Below are 16,211 nucleotides of genomic sequence, written 5' to 3'. Positions count from 1 at the left end.
ACCGATGGTGAAATCGATTAGAATTGAAAAAAAATGAATTCTGTTGTAACTTGCCAGTAGGGTCAAGCGTCAAATTGTGTAGAATGAATAGCCAAGGTGATAAAATAATTCTAAAACAAATTCAACAGGGCGATGTTTCTGCATACGCCATCTTGGTCGATAGATACCGGAATTTGGCATATTCCTTGGCTGTTAGCATAACTAAAAATAATGAAGATGCCGAAGAGGTGGCACAAGATGCCTTTGTAAAAGCGTATAAAAATTTGCGTTCGTTTAAAGGGAAATCAAAATTTAGCACTTGGTTGTACCAGATAGTTTATCGCACCGCACTAAGTAAAATGAGAATTAAGAAACAACAATGGCAATCCTTAGATGAAAATGAAGTGAAATCGGAAAAGCTAAGTGAAAACCAACCGGAATCATTGGAAAGACTCGACAGGAAAAAGATTATTAAAACGGCCATAAGCAGGTTGAAGGAGGACGAAGGATTTTTGTTAATATTGTATTATTATCAGGAATTAAATATAGAAGAGTTGGCCGAACTAACAGGGTATTCGGTAAGTAATGTAAAAGTTAAACTGCACAGAGCCCGTAAAAATATGTACGAACAATTGCAGACAATGATGAACGGTCGGGCAATGTCGTTAATTCAAGCGTAAGCCATGGAAGATAAAGAAAAATATAACGAAGAAGATAGATTGGTGAGGGAGCTTTTTGATTCCTTTAGTCCATCGGCGCCTTCCAAAGGATTTATTAAGGGAACCATGAATGCCGTTCTTCAAGAGTGGTCGAGCCAGCCTATTTTCATGAATACCGGTATGAGTGTCAAAAATAAAATTTGGATAAGTATTTCAAGTGTATTGGCAGTCGTTCTGGTTTATTTTGTCGACGTAAAACAGATGGGTGGCGAAAAATCATGGTTTGGTGTTGATGCGTTTAAAGAGTCTTTAATACAGTTGATGGGTAGTTCTTTGGCCGCTTTCGAGTCCATCCCTACTTTGGTTTATATGGTGGCAATTGGATTAGCATTACTGCTGGTTGTTGACAAGATGATAAACAAGCTTGTTAATAATTAAATCCGGCATAGCCGCCAGTCTGGCACAGTCAGTGTGCAAATAATTGACTCACTTAACCTCCCATAATGCTGCCAGGATAGGCAGTGCAGCCTTTACGAAAGAGAAGTGGGTGTCTTCTTTCGAAATGGATGTTGGAGAGCTGAAGAGGGAGGCAAGTAATGCAGAAGTTTTACAATTACTACTTATCGATACTGGCTGGTTTTTAATCGTCAGATTCTGAGTAATTTGTGTGATTAAAATTTATTTGGATAAATGATTGGATTTAAGTGCTTTGTAAATAAGTACTTAATCTCTTGTCTAAATTCTAAAGATCTATTAATTTATAACACGCTACTTGTCCTGTTTTCCCAAATAATTGTATTATTTTTGTGCTCCGAATTTTGTAAATAAAGTTTTCAGTGAGTTCAGATTCAAGGTACAATCAAAGAGGGGTTTCCGCATCTAAAGAGGATGTGCATAACGCCATAAAAAACATCGACAAAGGTTTATATCCTAAGGCATTTTGTAAAATTATTCCCGATATTCTTTGTGGCGATGAGGATTACTGTAATATAATGCATGCCGATGGAGCGGGCACAAAATCTTCCCTGGCCTACATGTATTGGAAGGAAACGGGTGATATCTCAGTATGGAAAGGAATTGCCCAGGATGCACTGATCATGAATCTGGACGACCTGCTTTGTGTGGGTGCTACAGATAATATTCTGCTTTCATCTACCATTGGCCGAAATAAAAACCTGGTACCTGGCGAAGTAATTTCAGCCATCATCAACGGTACCGAGGAATTATTGGCCGAGCTTAGGGAAATGGGAGTGTCTATTTATTCCACGGGTGGCGAAACTGCCGACGTGGGTGATTTGGTGCGTACCATCATTGTTGATTCTACGGTGACTTGCCGCATGAAGCGATCTGATGTGATTGACAATAAGAATATCACGGCTGGCGACGTTATTGTCGGTTTGTCTTCTTCGGGAACCGCATCTTACGAAAAAGAATATAATGGGGGAATGGGAAGTAATGGACTGACCTCGGCCCGTCATGATGTTTTTGCCCATTATCTGGCAGAAAAATACCCTGAAAGCTTTGACCCGACAGTGCCAACGGAATTGGTTTATTCAGGTGGATTAAAACTAACCGATGCTGTTGAAGGGGTGAAAATCGATGCAGGAAAATTGGTGTTGTCGGCAACGCGAACATACGCACCTGTAATTAAGACGATGTTGGATAAGTATCGTTCACAGATTCACGGTATGGTGCATTGTTCGGGTGGAGCACAAACCAAAGTGCTTCACTTTGTGGATAATGTACATGTAATCAAAGATAACTTATTTCCAGTGCCTCCATTGTTTAAAACCATCCAGGAACAATCAGGAACTGCCTGGGACGAGATGTATAAGGTATTCAATATGGGACACCGTATGGAACTGTATGTGCCGGAAGAAATTGCTGTTGATTTAATCGAAATCAGTAGGTCATTTAATATAGATGCACAGATTGTTGGACGATGTGAAGCGAGCGACAAAAAGGAGCTTACCATCAAAAGTGAGTTTGGTACTTTTAAGTATTAGTATTTAGTGCTTAAAATAAAAAGTTTGTAAAGTAATTCTGTGTGATAGAAATATATGCAAATATCGTCAAACATTGTAATCTGAATAAGATAATTAAAAATACTGTAATGCTATTTTCAGGATTTATATAAAGTTATTTGAGTTTTGGGGAGAAAGAAACTGTTGTGTTTCTTTGCGTATTTGTGGTATAAATCGAAAATGTAATAGCATAAAAAATTAAAAATGAGCGAAAATAAATTATTGGAAATGTTGGGCGGTGTAGTGATCCGTTTTCAGGAAGTATCGGAGCAGATAACCGATCCTGAGGTGATTGCCGACACAAAACGATACATAAAGCTTAACAAGGAATATAAAGAGTTGGAACGTGTGGCAAAAGCCCACGACGAATATAAAACAACCCTTGAAAATATTTCGGAGGCAAAAACGATCCTGAAAGAAGAGGATGATGCCGAGATGAAGGAAATGGCCAAAATGGAGCTGGACGAGCTGGAAGGAAAACTTCCAGAAATGGAAGAGGAAATCAAACTATTGTTGATCCCTGCCGATCCGGAAGACGGTAAAAACTGTGTGGTAGAACTTCGTGCCGGTACAGGTGGAGATGAGGCCAGTATATTTGCGGGTGACCTTTTCCGTATGTACACCAAATTCTGCGAAAAGCAAGGCTGGAAGGTTGATGTGACCCACAAGAGCGAAGGCACTTCGGGAGGCTTTAAAGAGGTGGTGTTTAACGTAACCGGTGATGGTGTATACGGTATCCTTAAGTACGAGTCCGGGGTGCACCGTGTGCAACGTGTACCGCAAACCGAAACACAAGGAAGAGTGCACACATCTGCGGCTTCGGTGGCAGTATTGCCGGAAGCAGAAGAGTTTGATATTGATTTGCGTACAGAGGATATCCGTAAAGATACCTACTGCTCTTCAGGGCCTGGTGGACAATCGGTAAATACCACTTATTCAGCCATACGATTAACACATATTCCCTCGGGTATTGTGGTGACTTGTCAGGATCAGAAATCGCAGCTGAAGAACCTGGATAAGGCGATGGTCGAGTTAAGAACACGTCTTTACAACCTGGAGTATCAAAAATATTTGGATGAAATTTCATCTAAGCGTAAAACATTGGTGTCTACAGGAGATCGTTCGGCAAAAATCAGAACCTATAACTATCCGCAAGGAAGGGTAACCGATCACCGGGTTAACTTTACGATGTACAATTTACCTGCCGTGATGGATGGCGACATTCAAGGGATCATCGACAAGCTAATTGTAGAGGAAAACGCAGAAAGGTTAAAAGCGAGTGAGTTGTAAAAGAGTGAAAAGGTCTGAACTTTATAAAGTTAAAAGAAAAATGATATGAAGATTGAAAGATTTGAAGATATTAAAGCTTGGCAAAAGGCTAAAGGACTTACTGTTCAAATTTATAAAGAGCTTTCAGAAAGTAGAGATTATTCTTTTAAAGATCAAATTCAAAGAGCTTCTGTGTCAATTATGAATAACATTGCAGAAGGTTTTGAAAGACAAGGTAACAAAGAGTTTAGATATTTTTTGTATGTAGCGAAAGGCTCTTGTGCAGAAGTTAGGTCTATGTTGTATTTGGTTTCAGAACTTCAAATGATCGAAGAGAGTAAATGTAACGAATTAAGAGATTTAACCATCGAAATTTCAAAAATGCTTTCCGGTCTGATAAAAACTCTCTAGTATTGAGTTTGTAAAGTTATAAAGTATTGAGTTTGTAAAGTTATAAAGTACAAACTTTCAACTTTACAAACTTTCAACTCTAAGAACTTTCAACTCTAAGAACTTTCAACTTTACAAACTTTCAACTCTAAGAACTTTCAACTCTAAGAACTTTCAACTTTACAAACTTTCAACTCTAAGAACATTCAACTTTACAAACTTTCAACTTTACAAACTTTCAACTCTAAGAACTTTCAACTTTAAGAACTTTCAACTTTACAAACTAAGTAATATGACTTCTCAAGAACTATTTGAAAACATAAAAAGGAAGGGAAGCTTTCTTTGTGTAGGATTAGATACCGACATCAATAAAATTCCCCGTTTCCTGATGGAAACAACCGACCCTCTTTTTGCCTTTAACAAAGAGATAATCGACGCTACCCATGAGTATGCTGTAGCTTATAAGCCTAATTTGGCATTTTATGAAAGTATGGGCGTTTCGGGGTGGAACAGTCTTGAGAAAACAGTGAACTATATCCGTTACAATTACCCTGATATGTTTATCATAGCAGATGCCAAACGTGGCGATATCGGAAACACATCAAATATGTACGCCAAGGCATTCTTTGATACCATGGATTTTGACTCGGTAACGGTTGCCCCATATATGGGCGAGGATTCGGTAAAACCTTTTATGACCCATTTGGACAAATGGGTCATCCTGTTGGCACTGACATCCAACAAAGGAGCAGCTGATTTTCAGTATGTAACCGAAAACGGTGAAAAACTTTTTGAAAAGGTAATCAAAACCTCGAAAGAGTGGGGTACGGAAGAAAACCTGATGTATGTGGTTGGTGCTACCAAAGCCGAAAAACTAAAAGAAATCAGGGATATCATCCCTAACCACTTTTTATTGGTTCCTGGAGTTGGAGCTCAGGGTGGTAGTCTAAAAGAAGTAGCTGAAAACGGATTAAACGATAAATGCGGTCTGTTGGTCAACTCATCACGTGGGATTATTTACGCCAGCTCTGATAAAGACTTTGCCGAAAAAGCGGGTGAAGCAGCCAAAGAGGTTCAGCAGGAAATGGCAGGGTTGCTGAAGGCTAAAGGGTTGATGTAGAATTTAATTATACAAAACAAAAAAAAGCCGCCAATTGGGGGCTTTATATATCGTATTAATACAATGGTTGTTACAAGCTGCTGAGTACTATAAAAACAATCACAATAGCTATAATTGCAATTGTGGTAATAACTGCACCAGTATTATTTCCAATCTTCTTCCTTTTAAGAATTATTTCTTTGTCGATATCTTCTGCATTTGCAGATGGAAGCACTAACAAAATAATAAAACCAGGTATTCCTCCAGCTAAAAACCACAGCCAAGGATTGAAACCCTTCTTGTTGGCAATAGTTGCCATTATAATCATGATGATGATTGAGATGATTAGACGCATAATAGATAAATTATTTACAATTAATTGTTAAAAAGCATAACTCTCTCATTTTCCGTTAATATATCGATAGGAAAAACAATAAAATCACCACGGGCTTTAGGACTGCCACCATACTGGCTAACGGCATTATGAATCTGGAAACTACCATCGTTTGAGTTGCATACAATAAGGTGCATAAGGTAGCGCAATTTGGTTGAAGGCCAGTTGTTTAAAAACTGGTTGGCATAAAAGTTTAAATATGCAAAGTCGGGTTCTGTTGAAATGTCTACATAGTAATCGGTTACTTGTTCTTTGGGTTTATTAAACACCGATACAAACAAATACACACACGTTTCTTCATCGAAATATTCAAAATCGGAATCATTATTTTTTAATTCACAGTCGGTTATGTTACGCACAATATTGTCCAGGTTGCGATCGAATGTTTTCCTGTACCGTTCGATGATCTCATCAGGTACGTTGGTTAACTTAGGGTATTGCGTTTCCATGTGCCCTACCAGGTGTTTCTTTTTTTCGTCGAAAGGATTAGCTTCAATTATATCCTTAGATTTATTATTCCCGAATAACCTTTGGAAGAATCCTGGTTTTGGGGGCTCCAGCAATGGGCTTTCGCTTGTTGGAAAAAGTTCATCTAATTCGTGCATGCTTTGCTGGAAATTACCCGGGCTTTTGGCATGATACATAAGTAGGTCTTTAAAGTTTTCTATTATGGCACTTCTTAGTTCAGGGGTAATTTCCTGTACCAAATCAAAAATGCATTCAGGATTGCTCAGGTCTATCCAATCTCCACTATCTGACATTACAGTGGTTTCTGCATTGGGTGATTTATCGGCAACGCACAAATGAACCTTGTATTGCTCCAGTGCCTCGGCTATTAAGTCAATGGTTTCGTGGTAATCGAGTCCCAGTAGGCACTCAAAAACCGGAAAACCGTGCGGAGACACACCAGCTAATTTTTTTGAATCAACGTGTAAAAAAATTCCAAATATACCACCGGAAGGCATTTTATAAAACGAATACACCAATTCGAGAGAAGCTTCTTTTACCAAAGGGACATACCCATCTGCCCGTATTAAAAGAAAGACTCCGGGCGTAGTATCTAACTTGAAATGTCCAAGAGTCCATTGTTTGCTTAGCAGGTGCTCGTATTTGGCCGATAACATCAGGCTTCCAAATTCTGGTTCCGCAATTTTCGACGAATCGAGCGGAATTCTAATCTGGGTGGTATTCTTTTTCTTATTGGTTATGATTTTGTAGTCCATGGAGAGTTAAATATTTAGGATTATATCGCCATTTAAAAAGTTATGAGGGGCCATGTCGGGGGTTAAAAAAGATACCGATGCATTCATGTTGCCAAAACCACCTCCAATCGATATTACATTAAGCTCCGAAATAGCTTCAGCCAGAGAAGTTGAGGTGGTTATTGTTCCAATCTTCCCCGAGCGCTCAATGCAGAACTTTCCACCCTCTTGGGGGATACGCCCGCTGACAAGCTTGCAGTGGACAATACTTCCCGATCCGTTATTACCTGTGCTATCAACAATTAACCGAAAAACTTTCCCTTTTCTTCCAAAGAAACTGTTCATTTATTTTGCCCATGCCCTTGGGACTTATATAACCATATGGCTTTAGGTCGAGTAATAAATAAATAATCTGTCATTATTCCCCTATATAAAAATTTTCTATGACGACCGTTCCTGATGTAATCCCGTAGATTGCGTTATGATTCACCCTGGCATAGGACATTATCATACCATCGCCATTTGTATCCAAAAGTTTGATACTGCCCGGAAGAGCTCCTTGGCGATAAATGAAACTATGGTCTGAACTGTTAGTCTTTAGAATTTAGAAAAGGTCTACATTTTTATTCTCCAAACATATAACCAACAGAAAATCTCAATACTTTATTCTTAATTTTTGTCCCATCACCGGTATATGCAGAAATATTGGCCAACCCTAGATCATAGGAGAGACCAAGCTGGATGTTGTTTACTATTATTCCTGCTCCGGCTGTGAGACCATAATCCAAACGTTTCAAATGATCTTCGTCTTCGTCATTGCCCCATTCAATATCCGCTTCGTAAGTTTCAGTTTCACCATCTTGGGTATATTCCTCTTTTTCTTTTCCACTTAAACCAATTCCAACATAAGGGCCAAAAATCCCATAGATTTTAGCTCCTCCTACATCAAATGTGGTTTTAGCAGTTAACGGTATATCAATATATACAGCATTCAGCTTCACTTCATATTCCCAGGTATCGCCCATATCTGTTTCTTTTTCACTTGATTTGAATCCTTTGGTGGAAAGAAGTAAGCCGGATTCAAATGAGACCATTTCGTTTAATGGAAATTCTACCGTAGGGCCAATGTGAAATCCGGGATTCATTTTAAAATCGTCGCTATAGGTATCGTCATCATCCTTTGCCAGCACATTTGAAAGATTTAAACCGCCTTTTATCCCAAAGGTCTGGGCATAGGTCTGAAAGCTCAACAAGCTTATTGCTGTTACCAATAGTAATGTTGTTGCTTTTTTCATAATAATTAAATTTAAGTGATTAGTTTATTTGAGTGTCAATGGCTACGCAGAAAGTTTTTCCTGCATAGCCATCGATTGGGTCATAATACTATTTCACAACCACCATCTTTTTGGTGGCAATTGTTTTATTGTCCACTTGTAAACTATAGAAATACATACCGCTTGAAAGATCACTTGCATCAAGAGAAATAGAATAATCCCCTGTGCTTTGTACTGCATTGACCAAAGACTTTATTTTGACTCCACTACAATTGTAAATCTCCAAACTGACTAATCCTGTCTTTTCCAAAGAGTACTTTATCTCTGTGGAAGAGGTAAATGGGTTGGGGGAGTTTTGGAGTATGAAAGATTCGTTAGCTACATGTTGACTTTTGTCAATGTTGGTAGGAATTCCAGTAATAGTAATGTCATCTATGTACCAGCCACTACTAACATCTGTAGTATGGTATGTGTTGTTTGAATAGAAGTAGAAAGATAGTTGAACATCTTGTTCCGCATAATCAATGAGCGATATCCATGTAAGAGGTGTCCATCCACCATTGCCAACATATCCGCTATATTCATCTAGATTTTCCCAATTGTTTTCACCCAAAACTCTAATTTGAACATATCCAAAGTCTTCAATATTAAAGTTATACCAATGGTTGAATCTTAAGGCAGGATTAGCTGTTGTAGTAGGAATAGTGATTATTGGGCTTATCAATCGACTATATAAATAATCTGAATAATTACCGTCAAGTATTGTTCCTGCGCAATTAGTTCCGTTATTTGCACTCTCAGGGCCGCTGGTTGGTAGGCCAACCTCCCAGATTCCCCGATCGGTATACCAATCATCTATTCCACTTTCCCAATCTTCGGGATTATTGAAGACATAGTCACCTGTTTCTATCATTATATCATCTATGTACCAACCTGTACTTGTGTTTGTAGTATGGTATGTGTTGTTAGAGTAAAAGTAGAAGGAGAGTTGAACGGTTTGTCCGGCATATTCCGATAAATCAAGTAAAGGCCGTGTCCATTTGGAACAACTATGAAGAGTATGACTGTTACCAGCCGAAAAATTTCCACCATTTAGTGTTGTCCATTCTGAATTTTCTGAAGTTCGAATTTGAACATATCCCAAATCTTCAATAGCAATACTAAACCAATGCCAGAACCTGAGGCGTGGGTTTTCTGACAGTTCAGGGACAATAAATTCACTACTTATCAGACGACTATGTAAATAATCAGAATAACTACCGTCAAGTATTGTCCCTGCGCAATTAGTTCCGTCGTGCGCGCTCCCTGGACCGCTTGATGGTTCGCCAATTTCCCAAATTCCTCGATCGGTATACCAATTGTCAATTCCACTTTCCCAATTTTCCGGATTGTTGAAAACAAAATCACCTGTTTCTATCCTTATTTCGTCGATATACCAACCTGCACTTATATCTGCAGTATGATATGAATTATGTGAAGTAAAATAAAAAGCAAGTTCAATTGATTCTCCGGCATAATCTGAAAGAACAAACATTGGCCTTGTCCACTTAGAACAGCTATGCAGTGTATTACCACTGCCAGCTGAAAAACTACCATTTTCTAAAGTTGTCCAATCAGTTTCCCCTACACGACGAATTTGCACATATCCGGCATCTTCAATTGCGATACTAAACCAATGCCAGAAACGGAGACGTGGGTTTTCAGATGCCTGTGGAATAAGAATACTTGTATGACGTATCAATCTCGTTGCTATTTCTTCAGTGTAATTGCCAGAAAGATTTGTTGCAGCGCAGTTGTTTCCTTCAAAAGATGAACCAGGGCCGGATGTTGGGATACCAGCATCCCATGTACCATAATCAACATGCCAATCATTTGTCCAGTCACCTTCAAAATCCTCCTGCCAAACTACCGTTTGAGCGTTTAAGATTAAACCAATTAATAGCAACAGGTTCAGAATACATAAATTTCTAAATCGTAAAAAAGTAAAAGTCTGTTTCATTTTGTTTGGGTTTTAAATTAAGAATTCTGCCAATCGGGTTAATTGGCATGGTTTAATTTATAGGATAACTTAAGTTGACTTAAGTATGAGACTGTTTAATGTGGTTTCCAGGCAGAAGCAATAATTCCTAAACAAGAGTATCTGTATCAAATAGACGTGTCAAAAATATCTGTAGTTCATCTTGATTACTGTCGGAGATAGTAATTGTTTCGGATAATATTTGGGTTTAGTACCTTATACAGTATGGGTCTGCAATATTTTTTATTTGTAATTAAAGTGAAATTTTTGGCTGCGTATTGGAAGTGCCACCTACAAAAGCAGAGGCAGGGATCGGTACTTTTATGATTCACTTGCAAAAGGAATAATTCATGGATCATGTATGCATCTAATTTACAAGCAGATTAAAGGAAAGTCAATACAGGAGCATTAAATACTTTGATTTTTTAACCTGCAGTTAATCAATTATCGGCAATCGCAACTCAATACATCATTGACAATCTCTCGATTTCTGAGTAAATTTAAGTATTGAAAATACTTCTTTGGTCAACTCCTCTTTCCTTCCATTATTAACTGTTAAAATATCCTAGTTATGAAAAGACAAAGACCCTTCATTTTAATCGCATTATTGGGATTGGTATTGCTATTCCCATGTATGACATTGGCACAAGCACCGGAAAAACTGAGCTACCAGGCAGTCGCAAGGGATGCCGGAAATAACCTAATAAATAATACAACGGTAGGGATGCGAATCAGTATTTTACAAGGTACAGTCAGCGGCAGTGCTGTTTACGTTGAAACCCATACACCCACCACCAATGACAACGGACTGGTTAGTGTTGAAATAGGAGCCGGGATTACTACCCATATTTTTACATCTATAAACTGGGCAGATGGACCATACTTTATTAAAACAGAAACCGACCCGGAAGGTGGATCTAACTATACCATATCGGGTACGAGCCAATTGTTGAGTGTGCCCTACGCCCTGTACGCCAAAACAGCAGACAGCGCGGTAAACTATGATGAAACAGATCCAGGTGTGGGTATAAATACACTTAATTATCTATCAAAATGGGATGGCAGCGCTTTGGTGGCATCTTCAATTTTTGATGATGGTGATGTGGGTATAGGCACATTGGATCCGGCAGATAAACTGCATGTTAACGGATCATTGAGATTAAGCTATAACAATTACGTTAGGGCGGATGGGAATTACGGTTTTCTGGGGCTTAGCGGCGGTGACGGATGGATAAGTACCGGAGGAATTATACAGTTATTTGGAGCTTCTTCCAGTGCAGATTATGCTAATTCCATACGCTTCCTGAATAATAGTGGGGAGGTGATGAGAATTGCCGGTGGGACTGGTTACGTAGGCATTAATACCAGTGAACCGGAGGAAGAGCTGGATGTAAATGGCGGCATTCGAGCCAATGAGTATGTGACGGGTGGCGACGATCAAAATTATCATAAATATAAGTTATTGCGAAACCTTACAGGTTATGCCATCGGCGTTTCTTATGGTGATCAATTGGGCTCAGTAAACAGTTGGTCTAATGCTTATACCTGGCGAGGCGCAAGTGAGGGGTATGGCTGGTTATGGAGAAATTATGAGGGAATAGGTTGGATGAGTCTAAGCTCCTATGATGGCCGATTCTATTTGCAAGGTAAGGCGCAGTTTAATGATGATGTTGGCATCGGTACAGATAATCCGGGAGCAAGATTGGAGGTGGCTGAAAGACCTGATGCAACGAACGACCCTGTAGCCATTAGACTTACAAATCTTAGAAGCCCTCACGATCTATTCTGGGAAATGAGAGCTTATGACAGCGGAGCCGGTGGACCATACGGGCGGTTTTCAATATTTGGTGGTTATTCGGGTGGTTCCGATATGTTTGTTGTCACTACTACAGGTAATGTGGGAATCGGCACCATTGATCCTAAAACAAAACTACAAGTTGTCGGATTGCCCGAATATGCAGACAATGCGGCGGCATTGGCTGCAGGTCTTACCATTGGAGCCTTTTACAGAACAGGTGATCTGCTAAAGGTTGTCCATTAACTTAAAAAATCAGGTGAAACTCAATAAACTCGTAAAGTCATGACAGAGCTAAAAAACTCATTAATGTTTTTCTTCGTTTTTGCTTTATTTTCCGTTTCAACGCTGGCGCAAGAAGTAGTAGCTGCTTCCGGTGGTGAAGCGTCTGGCACAGCTGGTTCCGCAAGTTATACTGTTGGTCAGATATTTTATGCAACCTATGAAGCAACCACGGGTTCCGTGGTAGAAGGAGTGCAGCAGCCATTCGAGATATCTGTGTCAACAGGTATTGAAAATATACCCGGTATGGACCTTAAGCTCTCCGCTTTCCCCAATCCTACTACCGATTATTTAACCTTAAAAGTGGATGCTCAATTGTTGGACGAAGCAAATGCTTGGTATTGTCATTTATACGATATGAAAGGTCTGTTGCTGCTAAATAAAAGACTGGTGGCAACACAAACCATCATTGATATGGCAAAATTTCAATCCGGAAGTTACCTGCTTCAAGTCGTACGTGTGAATAATTCTGGAGTTCAACAAAAAGTAGGTGTATTTAAGGTGATCAAGTATTAAGTCTGGGTAAATCAACTAAATAAAATAGAGATTCCTAATTATATTACCGTAATCCCCATAGGTACACTAAGTCTTCATCTAATAATTTGACATACAGTTACAAAATGATTATATTTAATTTAGTCCAATAATTAACTTTAACCCGGATTAGGTATTAGAACTTCGTCATGTACATTGAAAGCGCAATAAAACAAAGCTTTACTGAAACGAGGCATAACTTGTCCCGATTACTTTCGGGAGCACCGCTCCGGTGAGATGAAGTGAAGTAACGAAGTGTCTTGTTTTGAGGCAATTTCAATATGTATTAGATTTTTTAATACATACTTGCGGGTTTATTGAGCTTATTGTAAGCTTATTTAAAAACCGGCCTCATTATGATATATGCTGATGATCTTAAAAGAGCCATTGGAATTTCGCAATCGTTGGCAAAGGAATTTTCCAATGCAGTGTTTTCGCCTGCCCATTTGTTAAAAGCACTGTTGCATAAAGATATTGAATTAACAGACCTGCTGACGGCTTTGGATCAGGATATCTATTACCTGGAAGAATGGGCTGAGGTGCGAATCGAGTCCGCTCCCAAGGCATCAAAAATCCCGGAGAACCCTCCGGGTGATGAAATGGTAAAAGCGGTATTCAGGGAGGCCGAAACAATCAGTATTAAACTTTCCAACGATGAAGTTGATGCGGTTTGTGCATTGGTAGCTTTGTGTATTCCTGGTGTTGGCTTTAATTACGAACAGCTCAAAACTTTACCCTTGTCCTCCAATCAGATTCTGGATTTCTTGATGGAAAATAAGGACATACAAAGTGCCATAGGTGAAAAGGCGGAACAGGCTGACAAGGTAGGGCAAAAAACAGGTCAAAACGCTCTGCTGAAGTTTTGTATCGACAAAAATGAGCAGGCCATTCAGGGAAAGCTTGATCCGGTAGTGGGAAGAGATAAAGAGATACGAGAGATTTCCGAGATACTTGGGCGAAGGTATAAATCTAATGTTTTAATCATTGGCGACGGAGGTGTCGGAAAGACTTCTCTGGTACATGGATTCATTCAGCATATCATCGAAGAAAAAGTCCCAACCGGTTTAAACGAAACGAGAGTGTTTGAGTTGGATTATGGTGCGTTGATCGCCGGAGCTTCTTACAAAGGTGAAATAGAAGATCGGCTAAAAAATATCATTGCCGAGATACAGCAATTTCAAAGCGTAATACTGTTTATAGATGAACTTCATGTGTTACTCGACAGGCAAGGCGGTGCTTCAGGGGCTGTTAACCTCTTAAAACCGGAACTTTCCAGGGGTAACATAACGATAATAGGAACCACCAGTATCGAGAATTATACCAGGCATATCGAGACAGATGTCGCCTTTCAGCGACAATTTGAAATCATTAAGATGGAAGAGCCTGATGAACAAACTTCAATTAGAATGTTGGCCGAGGTCATTCCATCCTATGAACAACATCATGGGCTTAAGGTTAGTGAAGAGGTCATTTCGGAGGCTGTGCGCTTAGCCAAACGATTCCTGAAAGATAGGTGTTTACCGGATTCGGCCATTGACCTGATTGATCATACCATGTCAGGAGTTAAGCTCATGGCAGATACTTCGGAAAAGACCATCGAAGACCTGAAAAATGAATTGGAGCAGTTGAAAGGCCAGGAAGAAGATACTTCAAATAACTTGGCCATATTCTACGCAAATATTAAAAATAGACTGTCGCCTGTTCTCTATGCCAAACTGAACGAAGGGGAAGAGCAAGACAGTGATGGGTCAGCCTTGTTCGACAAGTGTAGTGATTTAATCAAAAAGTTGGAAGATGCTGCCACAGAGAAACCGGAAGCCCTAAAGACCTCGGATATAGGCGCCATGGTTGCCCGACGAACCGGAATCCCCATGGGGAAAATTCAGGCCAAGGAAAAGGACCGCCTGGTGAATATGGAAGATCATTTTAAAAAGCGGGTGATCGGTCAGGATCATGCCTTAAAAAGCATTGCAGAGGCCATATTGGAGTCTCGTTCCGGACTGAAAAAAGCAGGTCAACCCATTGGCTCGTTCTTCTTTTTGGGCCCCACAGGTACCGGGAAAACAGAGCTGGCCAAAACACTTTCGGAGTTTCTTTTTCAGGACGAGAAATATCTGATCCGGTTCGATATGTCAGAATTCAAGGAGGAGCACTCTGCTGCCTTGCTTTATGGAGCACCTCCGGGATACGTAGGCTACGAAGAGGGTGGGTTGCTGGTTAATAAAATCCGGCAGAAACCTTATTCCGTGGTACTCTTCGACGAAATTGAAAAGGCTCATCCCTCGGTTTTTGATATTTTTCTGCAGATTTTGGATGAAGGAAAACTACATGATAGATTGGGGAAGGAAGGCGACTTTTCAAACGCCGTCATCCTGTTCACTTCCAACATTGGCAGCGACTTTATCGTTGACTCTTTTGGCAGAGGCGAAATACCATCATCCGATCAACTGATGGAAATTATGACCAGTTATTTCCGGCCTGAGTTTCTGGGAAGGTTGACTGAGATTGTACCTTTTGCACCAATAAGCAAGCAAAATGTGGTGAAGATATTCGACATCCATCTTAAATATTTGTTAAGGTTATTAAAAGATAAGGGTATTGAATTCGAAATAGAAACCCGGGCAAAAGAAAAATTGGCACTGGCCGGATATACTCCTAAATACGGAGCACGACCTATTGTTAGTGTTATCCGAAATCAGTTACGAAGGCCACTTTCGAGGTTGATTATTACGGAAAAAATAAAACCTGGCTCCAAAGTTTTAGTCGCTTTGGATGAAAAAGATGCAATTGATATAAAAATTAGTTAACTTGTAGTTGACTAAATCATAAATACATATACTATGCAAGAATACGGAATTGGAGGTACGGAGGTTAAGGGAGATGCCAGTGAAGCTATTGGTGAAATCCCTCAGAATAGGACTTTAATGATTGAAAAACTTACGGATGAAGAACCGATGAAGCCGGAAATGACAAGAGGACTGACTTCGATTTCCGATGTCTTCAATCATTTCTCCCCCACAGTGGAGTTGGAGTTTGAAGATGCGGAAGGAGCCACCAAGGAAGAATCATTAAGCTTCAAAAGTTTGGCCGATTTCGATATTAAAGGAATCACTGCACAAAGCGAATTTTTAAAAGATCTGACCAATCAAAAGGAACAGTTCTTTAAGATTATCAAGCAACTCAAGAGTAATAAAATGCTGCGGAAGGCACTTGAGAATCCGGAGACCAAACAGGCGGTCTTGAATGCGATTTACGCAATGATCAAAGAAATTGAAGAGGCCTAATGAATTAAA

15 protein-coding genes are annotated in these 16,211 nt (G+C 39.6%); 10 read left to right on the top strand and 5 right to left on the bottom strand.

The genetic code is table 11. From position 1 onward, the window contains the following. Window positions 1–83: 83 nt before the first annotated feature. The 6 genes from ACRD64_RS00565 to pyrF all read left to right on the top strand — a co-directional run bounded on the left by ACRD64_RS00565 (window position 84) and on the right by pyrF (window position 5,441). Window positions 84–659: an RNA polymerase sigma factor gene (locus tag ACRD64_RS00565; RefSeq protein WP_430931197.1), complete on the top strand. Its 576-nt coding sequence runs from the start codon at window positions 84–86 to the stop codon at window positions 657–659. 3 nt (window positions 660–662) lie between these two features. After that, window positions 663–1,076 (top strand): hypothetical protein, encoded by a 414-nt coding sequence (locus ACRD64_RS00560; RefSeq protein WP_430931196.1) that lies wholly within the window; start codon window positions 663–665, stop codon window positions 1,074–1,076. 398 nt (window positions 1,077–1,474) lie between these two features. Next, window positions 1,475–2,644 (top strand): AIR synthase related protein, encoded by a 1,170-nt coding sequence (locus ACRD64_RS00555; RefSeq protein ID WP_430931195.1) that lies wholly within the window; start codon window positions 1,475–1,477, stop codon window positions 2,642–2,644. A 222-nt stretch (window positions 2,645–2,866) separates the two neighbouring features. After that, window positions 2,867–3,952: a peptide chain release factor 1 gene (prfA, locus tag ACRD64_RS00550; protein WP_430931194.1), complete on the top strand. Its 1,086-nt coding sequence runs from the start codon at window positions 2,867–2,869 to the stop codon at window positions 3,950–3,952. Window positions 3,953–3,997: 45 nt separating this feature from the next. Next, entirely contained in the window at window positions 3,998–4,342 is a 345-nt protein-coding gene (locus ACRD64_RS00545; RefSeq protein ID WP_430931193.1) for a four helix bundle protein, read from the top strand. Between the two features lie 271 nt (window positions 4,343–4,613). Continuing rightward, window positions 4,614–5,441, top strand: a complete 828-nt coding sequence (gene pyrF, locus ACRD64_RS00540; RefSeq protein ID WP_430931192.1) for an orotidine-5'-phosphate decarboxylase — start codon at window positions 4,614–4,616, stop codon at window positions 5,439–5,441. 70 nt (window positions 5,442–5,511) lie between these two features. Here pyrF and ACRD64_RS00535 read toward each other — a convergent pair whose 3' ends face one another. From ACRD64_RS00535 to ACRD64_RS00515, 5 genes are all read right to left on the bottom strand, one after another. Continuing rightward, window positions 5,512–5,739 carry a hypothetical protein gene (locus ACRD64_RS00535; RefSeq protein ID WP_430931191.1) on the bottom strand — a complete coding sequence of 76 codons (228 nt, stop codon included), beginning with the start codon at window positions 5,737–5,739 and terminating at the stop codon, window positions 5,512–5,514. 56 nt (window positions 5,740–5,795) lie between these two features. Next, on the bottom strand, window positions 5,796–7,037 hold the full coding sequence (locus ACRD64_RS00530) for a hypothetical protein (RefSeq protein ID WP_430931190.1): 1,242 nt from the start codon (window positions 7,035–7,037) through the stop codon (window positions 5,796–5,798). Window positions 7,038–7,043: 6 nt separating this feature from the next. Continuing rightward, complete coding sequence (locus ACRD64_RS00525; RefSeq protein WP_430931189.1) at window positions 7,044–7,361, bottom strand: hypothetical protein; 318 nt, start codon at window positions 7,359–7,361, stop codon at window positions 7,044–7,046. 278 nt (window positions 7,362–7,639) lie between these two features. Further along, entirely contained in the window at window positions 7,640–8,311 is a 672-nt protein-coding gene (locus tag ACRD64_RS00520) for a porin family protein (RefSeq protein WP_430931188.1), read from the bottom strand. Between the two features lie 88 nt (window positions 8,312–8,399). Further along, window positions 8,400–10,289, bottom strand: a complete 1,890-nt coding sequence (locus ACRD64_RS00515) for a T9SS type A sorting domain-containing protein (RefSeq protein ID WP_430931187.1) — start codon at window positions 10,287–10,289, stop codon at window positions 8,400–8,402. Between the two features lie 589 nt (window positions 10,290–10,878). Here ACRD64_RS00515 and ACRD64_RS00510 point away from each other — a divergent pair. The 4 genes from ACRD64_RS00510 (at window position 10,879) to ACRD64_RS00495 (ending at window position 16,202) form a co-directional block, all read left to right on the top strand. Beyond that, a complete protein-coding gene (locus ACRD64_RS00510) occupies window positions 10,879–12,348 on the top strand; it encodes a hypothetical protein (RefSeq protein WP_430931186.1) in 1,470 nt (489 codons plus the stop codon). A 39-nt stretch (window positions 12,349–12,387) separates the two neighbouring features. Beyond that, window positions 12,388–12,900, top strand: a complete 513-nt coding sequence (locus ACRD64_RS00505) for a T9SS type A sorting domain-containing protein (protein WP_430931185.1) — start codon at window positions 12,388–12,390, stop codon at window positions 12,898–12,900. A gap of 374 nt (window positions 12,901–13,274) precedes the next feature. Next, on the top strand, window positions 13,275–15,725 hold the full coding sequence (locus ACRD64_RS00500; protein ID WP_430931184.1) for an ATP-dependent Clp protease ATP-binding subunit: 2,451 nt from the start codon (window positions 13,275–13,277) through the stop codon (window positions 15,723–15,725). A 33-nt stretch (window positions 15,726–15,758) separates the two neighbouring features. Beyond that, window positions 15,759–16,202 (top strand): type VI secretion system contractile sheath small subunit, encoded by a 444-nt coding sequence (locus ACRD64_RS00495; RefSeq protein WP_430931183.1) that lies wholly within the window; start codon window positions 15,759–15,761, stop codon window positions 16,200–16,202. Window positions 16,203–16,211: the final 9 nt, after the last annotated feature.

It is taken from the genome of Saccharicrinis sp. 156, from assembly GCF_050589685.1.
In the GTDB taxonomy this organism is placed as follows: Bacteria; Bacteroidota; Bacteroidia; order Bacteroidales; family Marinilabiliaceae; genus Saccharicrinis.
This window is presented reverse-complemented; position numbering and strand designations above follow the sequence as displayed.